Raw genomic sequence first — 18,377 nt, 5'->3', positions numbered from 1 at the left:
TCGGCCGTATGAGCAAGCAGTTCACCCACCTCGACTCCAGCGGCGCCGCGCACATGGTGGACGTCTCCGGCAAGGAGCCGTCCACCCGCACCGCCGTCGCGTCCGGCGTCCTGCGCACGACCGACGAGGTGGTGGCGCTGCTGGGCGGTGACGCCCTGCCCAAGGGCGACGCGCTGGCCACGGCGCGGATCGCGGGCATCATGGCGGCCAAGCGCACGTGGGAGCTGGTGCCGCTGTGCCACCCGATCGCGCTGTCCAAGGTGTCCGTGGACCTCGAGCTGGGTGACGCGGCCGTGCACATCCGGGCGACCGTGCGGACCACCGACCGGACCGGCGTGGAGATGGAGGCCCTGACGGCGGTCTCCGTCGCCGGGCTCACGCTGCACGACATGGTCAAGTCGGTGGACCCGGCGGCGACGCTGGACGGGGTGCGGGTGGAGCGCAAGGAAGGCGGCAAGACCGGCCTGTGGGAGCGCCCGTGAAGACCGCTCGGGTGATCACGGCGTCCAACCGCGCTTCTCAGGGCGTCTACGAGGACCGGGGCGGCCCGATCATCGTGGCGTGGCTGCGCGAGCGCGGGTTCGACACGCCGGACGCCACGGTCGTGCCCGATGGCGACCCGGTGGCCGACGCCCTGCGCGCGGCCGTCGCGGAGGGCGTCGCGGTGGTCGTGACGACCGGCGGCACCGGCATCAGCCCCACGGACCGGACGCCCGAGGCCACCCGGTCCGTGCTGGACTTCGAGGTGCCCGGTGTGGCGGACGCCATCCGCATGTCAGGCTGGCCCCGCGTGCCCACCGCCGTGCTGTCGCGCGGGGTCGCGGGCGTGGCCGGGCGGACGTTCGTGGTGAACCTGCCGGGCTCGACCGGCGGGGTGCGCGACGGGTTGGACGTGCTCGGCACGCTGCTGGAGCACGCGGTGGACCAGGTGGCCGGAGGTGACCACGCATGACCGAGGTGCTGCGGGCGACCGTCAGCGACCAGCCGCTGTCGGTGGAGGAGCACGCGAAGCTGGTGGAGAACGCGGGCGCGGGCGCGGTGGTGACGTTCTCCGGCGTGGTCCGCGACCACGACCACGGGCGGACCGTGCGCGAGCTGGAGTACGTGGGGCACCCGACCGCCGGGGACGTGGTCGCCGAGGTCGTCGCCGACGTGGTGGCGAAGTTCACCGGCGTGCGCGCGGTGGCCGTGTCGCACCGGGTGGGCGAGCTGCGGATCGGGGACGTGGCGCTGGCGTGCGCGGTGTCCGCGGAGCACCGGGGCGAGGCGTTCGCGGTGTGCTCCGAGCTGGTCGACGAGGTGAAGCGGCGGCTGCCGGTGTGGAAGCGCCAGGTCTTCGCCGACGGCACCGACGAGTGGGTCAACTGCCCCTGAGCAGCACGAAAAGGGGCGTTGTGCCCGTGCACAACGCCCCTTTCGCGCATTCAGGGCGTGTTTACGGGTCGAGCTCCCGAGCCACCGCGCGGACCACGTCGGCGATCAGCTTGGTGTTCTTGCGGTCGGGGTAGCGCCCCCGCCGCAGCTCGGGCTGCACCTTCAGCTCCAGCAGCTTGATCATGTCCTCGATCAGGCCGTGCAGCTCCTCGGCCGGCCGGCGCCGGGCCTCGGCCACCGAGGGCGTCGGGTCGATCAGGCGCACCGACAGGGCCTGGGGGCCACGGCGGCCCTCGGCCATGCCGAACTCGATGCGCTGTCCGGCCTTGAGGCCCTCGACGCCCGGGGGCAGCGCGGACTTCCGCACGTACACGTCCTCGCCCCCGTCTTGGGTGACGAAGCCGAAGCCCTTCTCCGAGTCGTACCACTTGACCTTGCCGGTCGGCACCGCGCTCACCAATCCTCGATCAACCACACGACGAACGCGCCCCGGGCGTCCCGAGGCGCGTCCCACCAGACTATCGAGAACACCGCCACCGGGGCACCTCCGAAAGCGCGACTAGGCTCACCGCATGACGACTTCGAAGCTGATGCCGGTGGCGGTGGCGCTGTTCGCGCTGGGTGTCGCGGCGATCGTCGCGATGTTCGTCGCGGGCGAACCGGGCCTGCCCGCCTGGGTGTTCGCGGCGGGCTGGCTGCTCGCGCCCGCCGGTCTCGCGCTGGGCGTGTTCAGCGCGGTGCGGGGCTCGCGCTCCCGAGGCTGACGGCGTTGTCCCGCAGCCAGGCGGGGAACTCCGTCAACGACCCGAGCACGACGTCCGCGCCCTCGTCCTCCAGCTCCCGCCGGGAGCACGGCCCGCTGACCACGCCCACCGCCGTCGCGCCCGCGGCTTTCGCGCCCCGGATGTCGCCGACGTGGTCGCCCACGTAGACCGCCGCGCCGTGCTGCTTGAGCGCCTCGGCCTTGCCGGTCGACCACAGCTCGCCGAACAGGTGGTCCACCTCCCAGCCCAGGGCGGCCAGGTGCAGCGCGGCGTTGGCCCGGTACTTGCCGGTCACGACGACCGTCGTGCCACCCAGCTCCTTGACGGTGGCAAGCGCTTGCGCGGCGCCGGGGAGGGCGACCGTGGCGGGGATGACGATCTCCGGGTAGAGCGCGCGGAAGCGGGCGACCAGGCCGGGGATCTCCTCCTCGGGCACGCCGAAGTCGCGGTAGATCATGTCCAGCGGCGGGCCGAGGTGGGCGGCGAAGTGCTCGCCGTCCAACGCGTGCCCGGACTCGGCGCCGACCGCGTTCATGACCGCCGCCATGCCGGGACGTGGGTCGATCAGCGTCATGTCGAGGTCGAATCCCACAGTCAACGCCACGAGGAAAACTCTACGGTCTTTACAAAAGGCGACTCTGTGTAAAGCTGTGCTGCGTGACCGACCTCACCCGTTCGCTGCTGGACGCGGCGGCGGCCCTGCTCGCGGTGCACGGCTCGCGCGGCCTGCGCATGGTGGACGTCGCCACCAGGGCGGCGGTGAGCAGGCAGACCGTCTACAACGCGTTCGGCAACAAGGAGTCGCTGGTCCGAGCGGTGGCGCTGGACAAGACCGCCCAGTTCCTGGCCGGCGTGCAGGAGCGCCTCGCGGCGGACCCCGACCCGTTGAACGGCCTGCACACCGCCGTCGCCTTCGTCTTCGAAGAGGCGGCCCGCGACCCGCTGGCCCACTCGGTGTTCAGCGGCGCGAACGCGGAGGACATGCTCCCGCTGGTCACCACCCGCGGCCACGAGATCCTCGGCGCGGCTGCCGAGGTCTTCGCCTCCCACGCCACGACCCACTGGCCCCACCTGCCCACCGACCGCCGCACCCTCATCGGCGAGACCACGGTCCGCCTGGTGCTCAGCCACCTGCTGACCCCGTCCGGCGACCCGGCGGCAGCGGTCGTGGCGGTGACCCGCGCCTTGCTCACCTGAGCCCGGCCGCGACCGAGGACTCCTCGATCGCCGTCGCGACCGTCCAGAGGTGGTCGTAGTAGTGCTCGAAGCACTCGCGGACCACCTCACGGCTGCGGATGCCCACCCCGACGACCCGGTCCCGGCCGCTGACGTACGAGATGAACACCTGGTCGTCGTCGTAGATCCCCAGGCTGATGGCGCCCACGTCGTGGGGGACGTTGTCCAGCAACTTCACGTTGTAGTGCTTTTTGTTCTCCTGCGCCCGAAGCACCTCGGAAAGCTCCTGCCGCAGGTAGTCGACCATCGACGGGTTGCTCGTGTTGATCATGACCCGGCGGAACGAGCGCTCGGCCGAGCCGTTGGCCCACTTCCGGCACGCCCGGAAATGCTGCTGCACCGCCGCATCGAGTTCGACCGGGCTCTTCGAGCGGAAATAGGTGACGTAGACCCTCTTCCGGGCGTTCTCGACAGCTTTGCGCGTGGCCTCGTAGAAGCTGGTGCGGTCGGCGAAGACCACGACCTCGGCGGCACCGTCCTCGGGTAAGCGCTGCTCGATGCGCACCAGGATCGTGATGATCAGCAACAACGCGGTCAGGATCAGCGGTCGCTCGATTTTCTCGACCAACCCCAACTCGCGGTTCACGAACACCGCCACCACGTAGAAGACCGCGAGTGCGCCAAGACCCAAGCGGGTGAACAGCCGAATGGCGTTCCGCGCCTTGTGGTCCAGCTCCGTGGCCAGTTTCCGCACCATGTCCTCCTCGGCGAATCCGAATTCGGCGTCTTCGCGTGGAGTCGTGGTGCCGCACAACAGCGTTACGGTGTCATCACCGTGCGCAACGCCCTGCGCTGGACCGGCCCGCGGTCGGGCAGGATGGACCGCGTGCGGATCATCCTCAACCTGATCTGGCTCGTGCTGAGCGGCTTCTGGCTGGCCATCGGGTACGTGCTCACCGGGATCGTGTGCTGCGTCCTGATCATCACCATCCCGTGGGGGCTGGCGTCGTTCCGGATCGCCAACTACGCGCTGTGGCCGTTCGGGCGGCAGGTGGTGGACCGGGCCGACGCCGGCGCGCCCTCGCTGATCGGCAACGTCATCTGGATCGTCGTCGCCGGCATCTGGTTGGCCATCGGGCACGTGGTCACCGGGTTGGCGCTCTGCGTGACGATCATCGGCATCCCGCTGGGCGTCGCGAACTTCAAGATGGTGCCCGTGTCGCTGATGCCGCTGGGCAAGGTCATCGTCCCGGCGCCGTAGGGGGCTCCAAGCGGACCACCAGGCACGGTCCGCCGCTGTACAGGCCCGCGTCGACGGCCAGCACCCGGTCGTCGGCGTAGCGCAGGGGGCCGTCGATCTCCTCCGGGGACACGCCCAGCTGGTCGGCGATGACGCTGTGCCCGTGGACCACCTCGCGCCCGCCCAGCACCTCCAGCAGCTCGGCGGCCACGTCACCGCCCTCCGGGCCGCGGAACGCGTAGCGGGTGGTCATCTTGCGCCAGCACTCCCACCACGCCTCCAGGTCGGCGCCCTCCAGCACCTCCCGCACGGCCGTGTTGACGTCCTCGATCGTGGTGCCCCAGTCGAGGTAGGCCAGCGTGTCGGAGTGCATGAGCAGGTGGTCGTCCACCAGCCGCAGCACGGGTCGGCTGGTCAGCCACTCGATGTGGCGGTCGGTCAGCCGGTCCTGGTCGCTGCGCAGGCCGCCGTTGAGCAGCCAGCTGCGCGCGAAGCTGCGCGGGGTGGGCGCGTTGGGCACGTGGGTGTCGCCGAAGCGGTGCATGCCCAGCAGCAGGATCTCGTGGTTGCCGATGAGCGCGTCGACCCGGCCCTCCGACTGCTCGGACAGCTTCATCACGAACTCGATGACCCCGATGCCGTCCGGCCCGCGGTCCACGAAGTCGCCCAGGAACCACAGCTCCGCGTCACCGCCGGCCCAGTCGCCCCCGGCGTCCACGAGCTGCTGCGCGTGCAGGGCGCGGGTGAGTTCGGCGAGGTGGCCGTGCACGTCGCCGACGACGAAGAGCGGTCTGTCCACATTGCGACGATAGGCGACGATCCTGTGCGACGCGTAGAAGTGGATCACCGCACGGCCGGATGCGGACCACCCGCTGGGCCGTGCGGCCTCCCCCTCCGGGGTGAAGTCGGCGCATTCCGCGTGAGGGGGACCCGCCGTGGGCAATCTCACCGGCATGAAGGAGCACCTGGAACGGGTCGCGGTGGTGCTGGACGAGGTCATGGCGGAGACCGCCGCGACCGGCGCGCTGACGCCCTGGCAGCACGTCGACTGGCTGCGGCTGCACGCCGACCTGCTGGACCGGCTCGGCGCGGCGGCCGGCGCGAGCAGCCCGGTGTCCGGCCGCGGCGAACTGGTCCGCGACCGGGCCGAGCGACTCGCGGACCGGCTCAACCACCTGCCCGGCGCCGCCGACACCCCGCCGCCCACCGACGACCCGCTGCCCGCGGCCCACCTCACGCTCGCCGACGACCCGGACCGGCCGGCGCTCGTGCGCCTCACCACGGGCGACGACCCCTTCGAGCGGCTGGTCGTGGCCGGTGACCTGCACCTGGTCCCGACCGAACCCGACGACTAGCCCTCGTCCGGGAACGGGTTGGCCGAGTGGCCGACCAGCTCCGCGATCGACTTCACCACCCGGGTCGGCCGGTACGGGTACAGCTCCGCCGTGGAGTCCGCCGAGATGCCGGTCAGCACCAGGATGGTCCGCAGGCCCGCTTCCAGGCCCGACCGCACGTCGGTGTCCATCCGGTCGCCGATCATCAGCGTGTTCGCCGAGTGCGCGCCCAGCGCCCGCAGGGCCGACCGCATCATCAGCGGGTTCGGTTTGCCCACGTAGTACGGCGCGCGGCCGGTCGCCTTCTCGATCAGCGCGGCGATCGAGCCGGTCGCGGGCAGCGAGCCCTCGCGGGACGGGCCGGTCGCGTCCGGGTTGGTCGCGATGAACTTCGCGCCCTCCTCGACCAGGCGGATGGCCTTGGTGATGGCGGTGAAGCTGTAGGTGCGGGTCTCACCCAGCACCACGTAGTCCGGGTCGCGGTCGGTCAGCACGTACCCGATCTCGTGCAGCGCCGTGGTCAGGCCCGCCTCGCCGATGACGAACGCCGACCCGCCGGGCCGCTGCGAGTCCAGGAACCGCGCGGTGGCCAGCGCCGAGGTCCAGATCGCCGTCTCGGGCACCTCCAGCCCGGTGCGGGACAGCCGGGCCCGCAGGTCGCGCGGTGTGTAGATGGAGTTGTTCGTGAGCACGAGGAACGGGATGCCGTTGGCGGTCAGCTCCGCCACGAACTCGCTCGAACCGGGGATCGGGTGCTCCTCGTGCACGAGCACGCCGTCCATGTCCATCAGGTAGTTCCACTGCTCGGCCATGCGGGTCATGCTGCCGGCTCAGGCGTCGATCACGCGCCTGCGGAACGTTTCGATCAGCACTCGGCTGTACCGATCCAGTACCTCGAGCTCGGCGGGCGTGAACTGGGCGAGAACTTCGCGCAACGTGCCCCGCGCGCCCTCGAACAGGTGCGCGTACCGGCCCGCCTTGTCCACCGTGACCTCGACCAGGACCTTGCGCCGGTCGTGCGGGTCGCGGACGCGGCGCACGTACCCGGCCCCCTCCAGCCGGTCGATCACGCCGGTGACCGCGCCCGTGGACAGCCCGGACAGCTCGGCGATGCGCCCCGCGGTGACCGGTCCCTCGGCGCGCATGGCCAGGTCCAGGCACTTCTCGTCGGTCGGCGACAGGCCCATCCGCTCCGCCACCTGCGTGTGGAACAGGATGGTGAGCGCGCTGGACTCCCGCGCGTACCCGACGAACCGCTCCAGCACGTCCGCGGGCAGGTCCTGCTCGCTCGTCATGTCCAGCAATTTAGCCGTCCACCGACCGGGGTTGGGACGGTCCTCCAAGCCGGCCGACTGTGCTGTGGCGCATTTGTAGCGGTACCCACAAGGGCCACCCCATTACCCTGGTAGGGGTGACAGCAGTCGAGCTGGGACTACCCATCGTGCGCGGCACCCCGGACGCCGCAGGCCGGCCCGATTCCCCGCTGCTGGTCGACCGGTTCGGGCGGGTCGCGACGGACCTGCGCGTGTCGCTGACCGACCGCTGCAACCTGCGCTGCACCTACTGCATGCCCGCCGAGGGCCTGGACTGGCTGCCCAAGCAGGAGTTGCTGACCGACGACGAGCTGGCGCGGCTGATCGGCATCGCGGTCACCCGGCTGGGCGTCACCAACATCCGCTTCACCGGCGGCGAGCCGCTGCTGCGCCCCAACCTGGAGCGGGTCATCGCGGCGACCGCGGCCCTCGCGCCGCGCCCCAAGATCTCCATGACCACCAACGGCCTCAGCCTGGCCCGTCGCGCCGCCGACCTGGTCGCCGCGGGTCTGGACCGGGTGAACGTCTCGCTGGACACCCTCGACCCGACCCGGTTCCGCGAGCTGACCCGCCGCGACCGCCTGTCCGACGTGTTCGCGGGCCTCGCCGCCGCGCGGGACGCGGGCCTGGCGCCGGTGAAGGTCAACGCGGTCCTCATGCGCGGGGTGAACGAGGACGAGGCCGTGCCGCTGCTGCGGTACTGCCTGGAGCACGGGTACCAGCTGCGGTTCATCGAGCAGATGCCGCTGGACCCCCAGCACGGCTGGAACCGGGACGACATGGTGACCGCCGAGGAGATCCTGGCGGCGCTGCGCACGGCGTTCACCCTCACGCCCGAGCCGGGCGAGCGGGGCGGCGCGCCGGCCGAGCGGTGGCTGGTGGACGGCGGACCGGCCGTCGTCGGCGTCATCGCGTCGGTGACCAGGCCGTTCTGCGCGGCGTGCGACCGGACCCGGCTGACCGCGGACGGCCAGGTGCGCAACTGCCTGTTCAGCCAGACCGAGACGGACCTGCGGGCGCTGCTGCGCGGCGGCGCGTCCGACGAGGAGATCGCGGACCGGTGGCGGGCGAACTCGTGGGCGAAGGCGGCCGGGCACGGCATCAACGACGCCGGGTTCCACCAGCCGGACCGGCCCATGAGCGCTATCGGAGGGTGAGTTGGTCGAGCTGACGGTCCGGTACTTCGCGGGGGCGCGCGCCGCCGCCGGCGTGCCGGACGAGAGCGTGGCGCTGCCCGGCGGCGCCACCGTGGCGGCGGCACTGGCGGCGGTCGAGGAGAGGCACGGCGAGAAGCTGGCACGCGTCCTGGCGGCGTGCAGCTTCCTGCTCGACGGCGTCGCCGTCCGCGACCGCGAGACCCCGCTGCCCGCGAACGCCCAACTCGACGTCCTGCCGCCCTTCGCGGGGGGATGACGCTGCGTCATTCGGGTGGCCGAACGACGTGAGCCACGCCTCACCCACGGTGATCGATCTCGACGGATCTCGGATTGGAAACGAGACGATAACGGCGCTCTGACCAGCACTTTTACCCAGGTCGAACGATCTCCCGCATTCGTTACAGTGATGTGGATCACGCCAGAGATCGTTTGGCAGCGCCCCGGCGGTTACGTACGGTCGCTCGTTGGTTGGCCCCGACCAACCAAGAGCACCACCCGGGACGCCGCACACCGAACCCCGTCCAACGGCTCCCGGACCAACCCCGAGCGAGAGAAATCCGCCGGACGGGGAACGCGATCGGCCACGTGGGGAACCCGAGCCCCGGCCGATCGGGAGGTGTGGGTGGGCAGAGAGGCACATGGCTTCGTACCGAGGCAAGCACCGCCCGACCACCAGCGCCGCCGTCCGCACCGTCGCGAAGGTCGCCGTAGCCGGCGCCATCGTCGGCGCCCCGCTGAGCCTGGCGGCCGGCACCGCGAACGCGCAGAGCGTCGACTGGGACGTGGTCGCGCAGTGCGAGAGTGGCGGTGACTGGAGCATCAACACCGGCAACGGCTACTACGGCGGGCTGCAGTTCCTGCCCAGCACGTGGCGCGCCAACGGCGGTGAAGGGATGCCCAACGAGGCGTCCCGCGAGGAGCAGATCCGCGTGGCCGAGAACGTCCTGGCCTCCCAGGGCATCAACGCCTGGCCGGTCTGCGGCCCGAAGGGCCTCGGCGGCGGCTCCGCGCCGGCCCCGAAGCGCACGGCCCCGGCCCCGGCGCAGCCGCGCACGGTGGCCCCGGTCCAGCAGCAGGCGCCGGTCCAGCAGCAGGCCGCCCCGGTGACGGTGGCCCTGCCGACGTCCAACCCGAACGGCGACTACGAGATCAAGGCGGGCGACACCCTGTCCAAGATCGCGGAGGAGCTGAAGGTCGAGGGCGGCTGGGCGAAGCTGGCCGAGCTGAACAGCCAGTACATCCCGAACCCGGACCTGATCCTGCCGGGCCACAAGATCGCCACCAAGTGATCGAGGGTCGGCCCGACCGACCCACCAAGACCAGGGGCCCCTGCCGAACCTCCCCCGACGGCAGGGGCCCTTGTTCGCCTCCACGCAACCCTTGTTCGCCTCCGCGCAAATGGACCGCTCCCGCGCCGCAGGCGCGCTGCTTTTCCCCAGGCTGCCAAGCCACGGGAAGGGCCTCGGTTTCTTCCCCCCGTACGGCCTGGGCGCAGCCCAACCGCGCTTGGCCCGTTTCCGCAACCAGCTTTTCCGGTTGCGGAAACGGGCCAAGGGTGGTTGCCTCCGGCAGGCCGTACGGGGGGAAGAAACCGACGCCCTTCCCACCCCCGGGGGCCTGCCCAGCGGCGAGGGTCGCTTTTCGCTTTTCGCTTTTGGCTTTCGCTTTCAGCTTTCAGCTTTTGATCTTGAGAGCGCGCAGCGCGTCTAGCGGCGGTCGTCCACGGACAGCACCCACGTACCGCGGGCCACGAAGTCGAAGGCGCCGGTCGTGCTCGTCTCGATCCGCGCCCCGTACTGCTGGACCTCGACGCTCTCCAACTGGTCATCGCGGTTCGGCAACACCAACGTGTAGGCGTACCGCGGCTCCCGCTCCGTGAAGAGCTTGCTCCGCAACGGTTCCTGCGGCTCGCCCGCCGCGTTCCGGTAGGTGAACTTCACCGACCACGCCGACTTCGCCAACTCCCCGGGCACGGAGATCTGCACCGGCCGCCCGGGTCGCACGCGCAGCACACCCACCGCCTCCGGGTCGACGTCGCAGTCCTCCGACCTCAGGTCGCAGTACTGGGTGGGCTTGACGACGACGGTCCTGCCGTCGGCGTAGAAGGTCACCTCGGGGCTCGTCGGGGCGCTACAGCCCGCGACGACCAGCAGCAGCGGCACAACCGGCAGCACTCGACGCACGGCAGCCGAGCCTACGGGGTGACGGCGGTGGGCCGGATGGGGCGGTCGCCGCCCAGGCCCGGGATGAGGGTGCTGCCCTGCCGGGTCGCGATGGTCTGCGCCAGGCCGATCGCCAGCAGGCCCGACAGGACCGTGAAGCCGATCCAGTACTCGGTCGGCAGCAGGACGCCCAGCGCGCCGCCGAACACCCACCCCAACTGCAAGATCGTCTCCGACCGCCCGAACGCCGACGCCCGCGACTCCTCCGGCAGGTCGTCCTGGATCACGGCGTCCAGCGAGACCTTCGCCAGCGAGCTCGCCGTCGCGCCGACCAGGCCCACCACGGCCGCCGTGATCAGGCCCGGCAGGATCGCCGCCACGACGGTGGACAGCAGTGCGCCGATCACGCAGCCGATCACGACCTGGTCGGGTGAGCCGAAGTGCAGCCGGGCACCGACCGCGTTGCCCAGGAAGCTGCCGACGCCCGCCGCGCCCGCGATCACGCCGAGCAGCAGGACCTGCATGAACGGTTCGCCCTCGGTCTGCGCCCGCACGACGAACGCCGAGAACAACATGAGGAACCCGGTCAGCATCCGCACGGCGCCGTTGCCCCACAGCGCCACCACGACCGTCCGGCCCAGGGTCTGCCGGGGCTTGTGCGGCCTGGCCCGCAGGGACGTCGGCACCTCGCCCTCGGTCACCTCGACCCACGCCGGGATGCGCAGGCACAGCCACGCGTTGACCAGGCACAGCACGGCGGTGAACCACAGCGCGCCCGGCGAGCCGAACAGGTTCGCGAACCCGGCCGCGACCGCCCCGAACACACCGCCCGCCGCCAGGCCGAAGACCGTCATCCGCGCGTTGGTCTTGGACAGCGTGATCTCACGCGGCAGCACGCGGGGTGTGATGGCGGCCTTCAGCACGGTGAAGGACTTCGACAGCACCATGCTGCCCAGCGCCGCCGGGTACAGGCCCCAGTTGTCGAAGTTCATCGCCATGACGATGGACAGGAACACCCGCAGCACGCACGACAGCGCCAACGCGACGCGACGGCCGTGCTGGATGCGGTCCAGGATCGGGCCGATCACCGGGGCCACGACGGCGAACGGGGCCACCGTGATCAGCAGATACAGGGCGACCTTGCCCCGGCTCTCGCCGGTCGCGGCGGAGAAGAAGAGGGTGTTGGCCAGCGCCACGGCCATCGCCGCGTCGGCGGCGTAGTTCAGCATCACCGCGTAGGTCAGCGACGACAGCCCGGACTGCTTGGCACCGTCCGCGTGCGCGGCCCGTCGGAACGCCCGCACGGCTTGGGCGCTGAGCTGCCGCGTCCGGAACCAGGCCACCCGCGTGACGGTCAGCTTCTTCGGCAGGCTCGGCGCGGTCGGAGCTTCCTCCGGCTGGGACGGACGCTGATCGCGCCGCGGGCGGTCATCGCGCGGCGGATAACCCCGGTCATCCCGCGGCGGACGCGGACCCTGCGGCGCGCGCGGGTCATGCGGCGGACGCGGATCGCGTGGCGCGTGCGGCTCACGCGGCGGACGCGGACCCTGTGGCGCGTGCGGGTCGTGCGACTGGTAGCCGGGTTCCGGCGGCACCCCGGGTGGCACGCCCGGCGTCGGGTACGGCCGGGTGCGCGGCTTGTACTCGTCGTCCTCCCACGGGTACCGCCGCGGCTGGTCGTCCGGCCGTGGGGGTGTCACACCCCAATCCTGCCTCACCGGCACCGGGCTGTCTCACACATTGCTCCCGGTGAGCACGGTGGCGGTGGTCTCGCCCGGGAGGTCGTGCGCCACCAGCCCGGCCAGCCCCGCCGCCCCCGCCGGCTCCAGCACCAGCCCGAGCGTCCGCAACGCGAGGTCGGCCGCCGCCCGGATCGCGTCGTCGGACACCAACACGACGTCGTCCACGAGTTCCCTCACCCGGGTCACCGACTCCGGCACCGGCACCCGCACCGCGATGCCATCGGCGATCGTGTCGACCGGCCCGTCCCACACCGGCCCGTCCCACACCCGCCCAGCCCACGCGTGCGCCAACGCGGGCGCACCCTCCGCGCACACCCCGACCACCCGCGTGTGCGGCGAGTGGTGCTTGAGCCACCGCGCCATGCCGGTGATCAACGCCCCGTCCCCGAGCGGCACGACCACGCTGTCCAACGACACCCCCGCCCGCAGCAGCTCGACCGCGATCGTCCCCGCCCCCTCGCACACCGCCGGCTCCCGCCCGTCCTCGACGAACACCGCGCCGGTCTCGGCGGCGTGGGCCCGCGCCACCGCCTTCGCCCCGGTGAAGTCGCCCGGCACCTCGTGCACGACCGCGCCCAGCAGCCGCATCCGGCGCACCTTGTCCGGCACGGCCCGGTCGGACACGAACACCTCCACCGGGAAACCGTGGTTGCGCCCGGCGTACGCCACGGCCTGGCCGAAGTTGCCCGCCGACGCGCACACCACCGGCTGCCCGGCGGGCAGCGTCGAGGCCAGGAAGTCGGCTCCTCTGCCCTTGAAGCTGCGCAGCGGGTTGGTCGTCTCCACCTTCACCAGCACCCGGCGGCCCAGCGCGGCGCACAGCTGTTCGTCCACGTACTGGGGGGTGTCGCGGAAGACGGGGTCGATGATCTCGGCGGCGCGGGCGATGTTGTCCAGGTCGATGTCCACGGCCCAGAACGCTAGGTCGGCCACCCGTGGTGGCGATTGAAACTTTCCGCGCCGCCACGCAAGATCTTTGCGTGAACGCCCTGGACGACGTCGACCGTCGCCTGCTGGAGCAGCTCCAGCAGGACTCCGGGCGCACCCTGCACGAACTGGGTGAGCTGGTCGGCCTGTCCCCGAGCGCGGTGCAGCGGCGGATCACCCGGTACCGGGACTCCGGGCTGCTGACCCGCGAGGTCGCGGTGCTGGACGGCACGCGGCTGGGCGGGCTGCTCGCCGTCGTGCTGGTGGTGCTGGAGCGGGAGTCCCACGCCCACCACCGGGCGTTCGCCGAGCGCATGCGTGCCACGCCCGAGGTGCAGCAGTGCTACGAGCTGGCCGGCCGCTGGGACTACCTGGTGGTGCTGTCGGTCACCGACATGGCCCGCTGCCGCGAGGTCGGGGACGAGCTGTTCCAGCGCGACGACAACGTCAAGCGCTACGAGACGATGCCGGTCTTCGACGCCGTCAAGACCGGCCTGGCCCTCACCGTGCCCTGAACCCCACCCCGCCCCGTCCTCACCCTGCCTTGATCTTCACCCGGAAGATCGTCGGCCAGTTCTTGCCCGTGACCAGGAACTCGTCCGCGCTCCCCGGCACGGCCGCGATGCCGTTGAGGACGTTCGACGCCGGCACGTCCGCCGGCCGCAGGGAGCTGAGGTCGACCGTCGCCACCACGTCCCCGGACCCCGGGTCGATCTTGACGACCTCGTCGAGCTGCCACAGGTTCGCCCACACCGCGCCGCCGACGCACTCCAGCTCGTTGATCCGGACCAGCGGGATGCCGTTGCGCCGGACCGTCACCCGGCCCGTCTCGGCGAACGTCTCCGGGTCGCGGAACCGCAGCTCCTCGGTGCCGTCGCTCATCACCAGCCGGTCGCCGTCGCGGCACAGGCCCCAGCCCTCGCCCTCGTACGTGGCGCGTTTCACCTCTTGGAGGGTGTTCTTGTCGCGCTGGATGGCGACGCCGTTGCGCCAGGTGAGCTGCCAGACCCGGTCGCCGACCACGGTCACGCCCTCGCCGAAGAAGTCCTCGGGCAGGTCCACGCGCTGCTGGACGTCCCCGGTCGCCGGGTCGATGCGGCGCAGGCTCGACTGCCCCTCCAGGCCCGTGCCCTCGTAGAGGACGCCGTCGACCAGCTCCAAGCCCTGGGTGAACGCCTCCGGGTCGTGCGGGAGCGTGCCGATCACCTCGACCGTGGGTCTGCGCTGCTGGGTGGGCTGTTCGGGCGGGTTCGGCGTGGACGTGCACGCCGCGGACATGACGAGAACCACTGCCATCGGGAGCCACCGCACGTCCGAAAGGGTGGCACGTGTGCACGAGCCTGCGAAGACGTGCGGCACAATTCACCTGTGACCGCCACGCCGACCCAGCAGCCCGATCCAGTGCTCGCCGACCCGGCGCTCGTCGACGCCGCGGCGGTGTCGACCGCCCGCGCCGCCGCGCAGGAGGAAGCGGGTGCGGAACCCGTCGGTGCGCACGTGGGCGTGCTCGCCGAGGACGAGGCGTCGGTGACCCACCTCTTCGAGGCCGCGCACGCCGGCTACCGGGGGTGGAACTGGGCGGTGACCGTCGCGTTCGCCGGACCGGGCACGCCGGTCTCGGTGTCCGAGGTGGTGCTGCTGCCCGGCGACGACGCGCTGGTCGCGCCGGACTGGGTGCCGTGGAACGAGCGTGTCCGCGCCGGCGACCTGGGTGTCGGCGACCTGCTCCCGCCGCGCGAGGACGACCCGCGGCTGGTGCCCGGGTACGTGGCCTCCGACGACCCGGCGGTCGAGGAGGTCGCGCTGGAGGTCGGCCTGGGCCGGGTGCGCGTGCTGTCCCGCGAGGGCGTGCTGGACGCGGCCTCGCGCTGGCACGGCGGCGACTTCGGCCCGCGCAGCGACATGGCCCGCAGCGCGCCGGCGACGTGTGGGACCTGCGGTTTCTACGTGCGGGTGGCGGGTTCGCTGGGTGCCGCCTTCGGGGTGTGCGCGAACGAGCTGACGCCGGCGGACGGTCACGTGGTGCACGTCGAGTACGGCTGCGGCGCGCACTCGGAGGTCGAGGTGGAGGGCGGCCCGGCGGTGCCGGTGGCCGACGTGGTCTACGACGACGCCGTCCTGGACGTCGAGGTGAACGAACCCGCCGCCGAGAACACGCCACCCGCCGCTGACGCCGCGCCAGCCGCCGTCGAAGCCGCGCCGGCTGCCGTCGAAGCCGCTTCTGCGCAGCCCGCCGCCGAAGCCGTGCCCGCTGATGCCGCGCCGGCCGAGGTCGCGCCCGCTGCCGTCGAAGAGCCCGCTGCCGTCGAAGAGCCTGTCGCCGAGACGCCCGCCGGGTCGGCGGACGAGTCCGGGCGGTGAGCCGGGACCCGTTCGGCACCGAGGCGCTGCGGGACTCGGTGCTCGCCGCCTGGCGCGGCTCGCCCACCCGGTTCCGCGAGGACGCCAACGCCGAGGAGGACCTCCGCCTCGGCGGCTACCGCGACCGCCTCCTGGTCGAGCTCGCCCAGAACGCCGCCGACGCCGCCGGCGCGACCCCCGGCACCCTCCGACTGTCCATTGTGGACGGCGAACTCCGTGCCGCCAACACCGGCAACCCGCTGACCGCGGAAGGCGTCGCCGCCCTCGCCTCCCTGCGCGCCTCGGCGAAGTCCGCCGACACGGTGGGCCAGTTCGGCGTGGGTTTCGCCGCCGTCCTGGCCGTGACCGACGCCCCGCGCGTCGTCTCGACCTCCGGCGGCGTGCTGTTCTCCGCCGCCCGCACCCGCCAGGCCGTCCCGGAGCTGGCCGAGGCACGCGGCGGTGACGTCCCGGTCCTGCGCCTGGTCTGGCCGACCGACGAAGCCGACCTGCCGCCCGGCTTCGACACCGAAGTCCGCCTTCCCCTCAAGGTCGACGGCTCCCGCCTGCTCGCCGAGTTCGCCGACCAGGTCCCGGACCTCCTGCTCGCCCTGCCCGGTCTCCAGAAGGTCGAAGTCGGCGACCAGACCTGGCAGCGCACCGAGGAAGACGGCGTGGTCGTGCTGCACGGACCGGCCGGCGAGCAGCGGTGGCGCCTGCACCGGGTCGGCGGCGAACTGCCCGCGCACCTGGTGCAGGGCGTCGAGGCCCGGCCGCACTGGACCGCCTGCTGGGCGTGGCCGATGGACGAGCCCCTGGACGGCGACGTCCTGCACGCCCCCACCCCGACCGACGAGAAGATGTCACTGCCGGCGCGGCTGATCGCGTCGCTGCCGGTGGAACCGTCCCGGCGACGCGTGCTGGTCGGCCCGGCCGCGCAGTACGTCCTCGACCAGGCCGCGCGGGCCTACCCGGACCTCGTCCTGGCCCTGCCCGCGATCGACCGCACGTCCCTCGTGCCACTGCCCGGGTTCCCGCTGTCCGAAGTGGACGGAAACCTCCGCGAGAGCGTGCTGTCCGCGCTGCGCGAGGCGTCCTGGCTGCCGCTGGCCTCCGGCGAGTGGACCGCGCCGAAGACCGCGAAGGTGCTCGACGCGCCCTCGGAGCCGCTGGTCGAGCTGCTGGAGGACGTCGTCCCCGGCCTGCTGGACGCCGAGCTGACCCTGCCCGAGCACGCGAAGGCGTTGGCGGCGCTGGGCGTCCCGCGCATGTCGGTCGCCGAGGTGGTCGAGGCGCTGGCCGGCATCGGCGGCGACCCCGGCTGGTGGCACGAGGTCTACGACGCCCTGACCCCGCTGGCCGACGTCGACTCGACCGCGCGCGAGGAGATGGGCAGCCTGCCCGTGCCGCTGGCCGACGGCCGGCTGGTCAGCTCGCCGCGCGGGGTCTACGTGCTGCCCGCGGACGTGTCGTTCGACGTGTCCGGGCTGCGGATCGTGCACCCGGAGGCCGCGCACCCGCTGCTGCTGCGCCTGGGCGCGCTGGAGGCCGGACCGGGCGAGCTGCTGGACTCCGACGCCCTGCGCGAGGCCGTCAAGCACAGCCTCGACGACCCCGCGATGGACGGCCCGGACCTGGTCAAGACCGTGTTGTCGCTGGTCGCACGGGCCGGCGGCCGACCGTGGCTGGGCGAGCTGGCCCTGCCCGACGACCACGGCGAGTGGCGCCGCGCCGACGAGCTCGCGCTGCCGGACTCGCCGCTGCTGTCCGTGCTGGAGGCCGACGCCCCGATCGGCGTGCTGGACCCGGACCTCGCCGCCGAGTGGCCGCGCGAGGTGTGGACGGGTGTCGGCGTGATCGACGGGTTCACCGTCGTGGACGACACCTCGCCCACCGAACCCGACCACGACCTGGCCGACGAGGGCTACTGGTGGGACGGCGCGGAGGAGCCGCCGACCCGCGTCCTCGGCATCCGCGACCTCGACCTGGTGGCGCGCGACAAGTGGCCGGAAGCCCTGCGCCTGATGGCCGCCGACCCGGTCGCGTGGCGGGCGGTGACCGAGCCGGACGGCTACACGGGGTGGTGGCTGGCCCGGTACGCGACGCTGGAAGGCCGCCCGCTGGGTGCGTGGCGCCTGCCCGACGCCGAGGGCTTGGACGGCCTGTACGACGTGGTCCCCAACGTCGACGTGCCGCCGCACGTGCTCGCGGCGGCGGGCGTCCGGACCGCGCTGACCGTGCTGGACGAGGACGACGTCACCGACCTGCTCGCCCGCTTGGGCGACCCGTCGCGCAAGCCCGCCGACGCCCTCGTGCTGAAGGTCCACGCGGCACTGGCGGAGGTCGCGGACTCGGTGTCGGTCGAGCCGCCGGACCGGGTGCGCGTGCTGACCGGCGAGGCCGTGCCGGCGGACGACGTGGTGGTGCTGGACCTGCCGTGGCTGCTGGGCGTGCTCCCGGGCGACCAGGTCCTGGCCGCCGAGGGTCACGCGGAGGCGTTGGCCGAACTGCTGGCCCTGCCGCTGGCGTCCGAAGAGGTCACCGGCGAGATCGAGACCGCGGGCGACGAGGTCGTGTGGGCGGAGCTGGGCGCGGTCCGACTGGCGTGCGACCTGCTCGGGGTGGAGCTGCCGACCAGCCCGGTGATCGTCCACGACGAACTGCACGTGGTGTTCGAGGGCGAGTCGCACGAGGTGTCGTGGTGGGTGGAGGACGGCGTCCCGCACGCGGCCGACACCCCCGAGGGTTTGGCGAGGGCACTGGCGTGGGCGACCGGCCGGTGGGCCGACCGCCACACCTTCGCCGCCCTCATCGCCGACCCGACGCCGACCGTCCTGTTGGGCTGACC

The 18,377-nt window shown here is 72.4% G+C and carries 21 protein-coding genes and 1 pseudogene; 12 read left to right on the top strand and 10 right to left on the bottom strand.

Features of this window, described 5'->3' with window-relative positions:
* Positions 1 to 8: 8 nt before the first annotated feature.
* Positions 9 to 482, top strand: a complete 474-nt coding sequence (gene moaC, locus DFJ66_RS21255; protein WP_121223419.1) for a cyclic pyranopterin monophosphate synthase MoaC — start codon at positions 9 to 11, stop codon at positions 480 to 482.
* Positions 479 to 1,374, top strand: a pseudogene (locus DFJ66_RS45475) (molybdenum cofactor biosynthesis protein MoaE). The gene moaC and the pseudogene DFJ66_RS45475 overlap by 4 nt, the downstream one beginning before the upstream one ends.
* Positions 1,375 to 1,435: 61 nt before the next feature.
* Here the strand turns inward: DFJ66_RS45475 and DFJ66_RS21240 are convergent.
* On the bottom strand, positions 1,436 to 1,822 hold the full coding sequence (locus tag DFJ66_RS21240) for a cold-shock protein (RefSeq protein ID WP_121231525.1): 387 nt from the start codon (positions 1,820 to 1,822) through the stop codon (positions 1,436 to 1,438).
* A gap of 124 nt (positions 1,823 to 1,946) precedes the next feature.
* Here DFJ66_RS21240 and DFJ66_RS21235 point away from each other — a divergent pair, with 124 nt between their 5' ends.
* On the top strand, positions 1,947 to 2,138 hold the full coding sequence (locus DFJ66_RS21235; protein WP_121223416.1) for a hypothetical protein: 192 nt from the start codon (positions 1,947 to 1,949) through the stop codon (positions 2,136 to 2,138).
* On the opposite strand, the gene DFJ66_RS21230 is transcribed toward DFJ66_RS21235, so the two are convergent.
* A complete protein-coding gene (locus tag DFJ66_RS21230) occupies positions 2,104 to 2,742 on the bottom strand; it encodes an HAD family hydrolase (protein WP_121223415.1) in 639 nt (212 codons plus the stop codon). The two genes, DFJ66_RS21235 and DFJ66_RS21230, sit on opposite strands and share 35 nt — an antisense overlap.
* A gap of 53 nt (positions 2,743 to 2,795) precedes the next feature.
* Between DFJ66_RS21230 and DFJ66_RS21225 the strand changes: the two genes are divergently transcribed.
* Positions 2,796 to 3,335, top strand: a complete 540-nt coding sequence (locus DFJ66_RS21225) for a TetR/AcrR family transcriptional regulator (protein WP_170199568.1) — start codon at positions 2,796 to 2,798, stop codon at positions 3,333 to 3,335.
* Here the strand turns inward: DFJ66_RS21225 and DFJ66_RS21220 are convergent.
* Positions 3,328 to 4,071: a hypothetical protein gene (locus DFJ66_RS21220; protein WP_121223414.1), complete on the bottom strand. Its 744-nt coding sequence runs from the start codon at positions 4,069 to 4,071 to the stop codon at positions 3,328 to 3,330. The genes DFJ66_RS21225 and DFJ66_RS21220 overlap by 8 nt on opposite strands.
* A gap of 129 nt (positions 4,072 to 4,200) precedes the next feature.
* Here DFJ66_RS21220 and DFJ66_RS21215 point away from each other — a divergent pair, with 129 nt between their 5' ends.
* Complete coding sequence (locus tag DFJ66_RS21215) at positions 4,201 to 4,575, top strand: YccF domain-containing protein (RefSeq protein WP_121231521.1); 375 nt, start codon at positions 4,201 to 4,203, stop codon at positions 4,573 to 4,575.
* Here the strand turns inward: DFJ66_RS21215 and DFJ66_RS21210 are convergent.
* Positions 4,556 to 5,353, bottom strand: coding sequence for a metallophosphoesterase (locus DFJ66_RS21210; protein WP_246029843.1), 798 nt, complete (start codon positions 5,351 to 5,353; stop codon positions 4,556 to 4,558). The genes DFJ66_RS21215 and DFJ66_RS21210 overlap by 20 nt on opposite strands.
* A 154-nt stretch (positions 5,354 to 5,507) precedes the next feature.
* On the opposite strand from DFJ66_RS21210, the gene DFJ66_RS21205 reads away from it, so the two are divergent.
* Positions 5,508 to 5,909 carry a hypothetical protein gene (locus DFJ66_RS21205; RefSeq protein WP_121223412.1) on the top strand — a complete coding sequence of 134 codons (402 nt, stop codon included), beginning with the start codon at positions 5,508 to 5,510 and terminating at the stop codon, positions 5,907 to 5,909.
* Here the strand turns inward: DFJ66_RS21205 and DFJ66_RS21200 are convergent.
* Together DFJ66_RS21200 and DFJ66_RS21195 are read right to left on the bottom strand one after the other, a co-directional pair.
* Complete coding sequence (locus DFJ66_RS21200) at positions 5,906 to 6,700, bottom strand: HAD-IIA family hydrolase (protein WP_121231519.1); 795 nt, start codon at positions 6,698 to 6,700, stop codon at positions 5,906 to 5,908. The genes DFJ66_RS21205 and DFJ66_RS21200 overlap by 4 nt on opposite strands.
* A gap of 18 nt (positions 6,701 to 6,718) precedes the next feature.
* Positions 6,719 to 7,183 carry a MarR family winged helix-turn-helix transcriptional regulator gene (locus DFJ66_RS21195; protein WP_121231517.1) on the bottom strand — a complete coding sequence of 155 codons (465 nt, stop codon included), beginning with the start codon at positions 7,181 to 7,183 and terminating at the stop codon, positions 6,719 to 6,721.
* Between the two features lie 116 nt (positions 7,184 to 7,299).
* Here DFJ66_RS21195 and moaA point away from each other — a divergent pair, with 116 nt between their 5' ends.
* The 3 genes from moaA to DFJ66_RS21180 all read left to right on the top strand — a co-directional run bounded on the left by moaA (position 7,300) and on the right by DFJ66_RS21180 (position 9,647).
* The gene (gene moaA, locus DFJ66_RS21190) at positions 7,300 to 8,358 is read left to right on the top strand and encodes a GTP 3',8-cyclase MoaA (RefSeq protein WP_170199566.1); all 1,059 of its coding nucleotides are present in this window, start codon (positions 7,300 to 7,302) and stop codon (positions 8,356 to 8,358) included.
* Between the two features lies 1 nt (position 8,359).
* On the top strand, positions 8,360 to 8,614 hold the full coding sequence (locus tag DFJ66_RS21185; RefSeq protein WP_121223410.1) for a MoaD/ThiS family protein: 255 nt from the start codon (positions 8,360 to 8,362) through the stop codon (positions 8,612 to 8,614).
* Positions 8,615 to 8,996: 382 nt separating this feature from the next.
* Entirely contained in the window at positions 8,997 to 9,647 is a 651-nt protein-coding gene (locus DFJ66_RS21180; protein ID WP_121223409.1) for a LysM peptidoglycan-binding domain-containing protein, read from the top strand.
* 417 nt (positions 9,648 to 10,064) lie between these two features.
* Here DFJ66_RS21180 and DFJ66_RS21175 read toward each other — a convergent pair whose 3' ends face one another.
* From DFJ66_RS21175 to DFJ66_RS21165, 3 genes are read right to left on the bottom strand one after another with little or no spacing between them, the layout of a single operon-like run.
* Complete coding sequence (locus DFJ66_RS21175; RefSeq protein WP_121223408.1) at positions 10,065 to 10,541, bottom strand: DUF2771 family protein; 477 nt, start codon at positions 10,539 to 10,541, stop codon at positions 10,065 to 10,067.
* Between the two features lie 11 nt (positions 10,542 to 10,552).
* Entirely contained in the window at positions 10,553 to 12,220 is a 1,668-nt protein-coding gene (locus DFJ66_RS21170; protein WP_121223407.1) for an MFS transporter, read from the bottom strand.
* A 33-nt stretch (positions 12,221 to 12,253) separates the two neighbouring features.
* Positions 12,254 to 13,171 (bottom strand): threonine ammonia-lyase, encoded by a 918-nt coding sequence (locus tag DFJ66_RS21165; protein WP_121231515.1) that lies wholly within the window; start codon positions 13,169 to 13,171, stop codon positions 12,254 to 12,256.
* A gap of 71 nt (positions 13,172 to 13,242) precedes the next feature.
* Between DFJ66_RS21165 and DFJ66_RS21160 the strand changes: the two genes are divergently transcribed.
* On the top strand, positions 13,243 to 13,704 hold the full coding sequence (locus tag DFJ66_RS21160) for an Lrp/AsnC family transcriptional regulator (protein ID WP_246029842.1): 462 nt from the start codon (positions 13,243 to 13,245) through the stop codon (positions 13,702 to 13,704).
* 19 nt (positions 13,705 to 13,723) lie between these two features.
* Here DFJ66_RS21160 and DFJ66_RS21155 read toward each other — a convergent pair whose 3' ends face one another.
* A complete protein-coding gene (locus DFJ66_RS21155) occupies positions 13,724 to 14,485 on the bottom strand; it encodes a glutaminyl-peptide cyclotransferase (RefSeq protein WP_211351259.1) in 762 nt (253 codons plus the stop codon).
* Between the two features lie 72 nt (positions 14,486 to 14,557).
* On the opposite strand from DFJ66_RS21155, the gene DFJ66_RS21150 reads away from it, so the two are divergent.
* The gene (locus tag DFJ66_RS21150) at positions 14,558 to 15,550 is read left to right on the top strand and encodes a DUF3027 domain-containing protein (RefSeq protein ID WP_211351257.1); all 993 of its coding nucleotides are present in this window, start codon (positions 14,558 to 14,560) and stop codon (positions 15,548 to 15,550) included.
* Positions 15,547 to 18,375 carry a sacsin N-terminal ATP-binding-like domain-containing protein gene (locus DFJ66_RS21145; protein WP_121223404.1) on the top strand — a complete coding sequence of 943 codons (2,829 nt, stop codon included), beginning with the start codon at positions 15,547 to 15,549 and terminating at the stop codon, positions 18,373 to 18,375. The genes DFJ66_RS21150 and DFJ66_RS21145 overlap by 4 nt, the downstream gene beginning before the upstream one ends.
* Positions 18,376 to 18,377: the final 2 nt, after the last annotated feature.

The organism is Saccharothrix variisporea, assembly GCF_003634995.1.
GTDB lineage: Bacteria > Actinomycetota > Actinomycetes > Mycobacteriales > Pseudonocardiaceae > Actinosynnema > Actinosynnema variisporeum.
The sequence above is the reverse complement of the archived record's forward strand: the minus strand, read 5'-3'. Positions and strand labels throughout refer to the sequence as shown.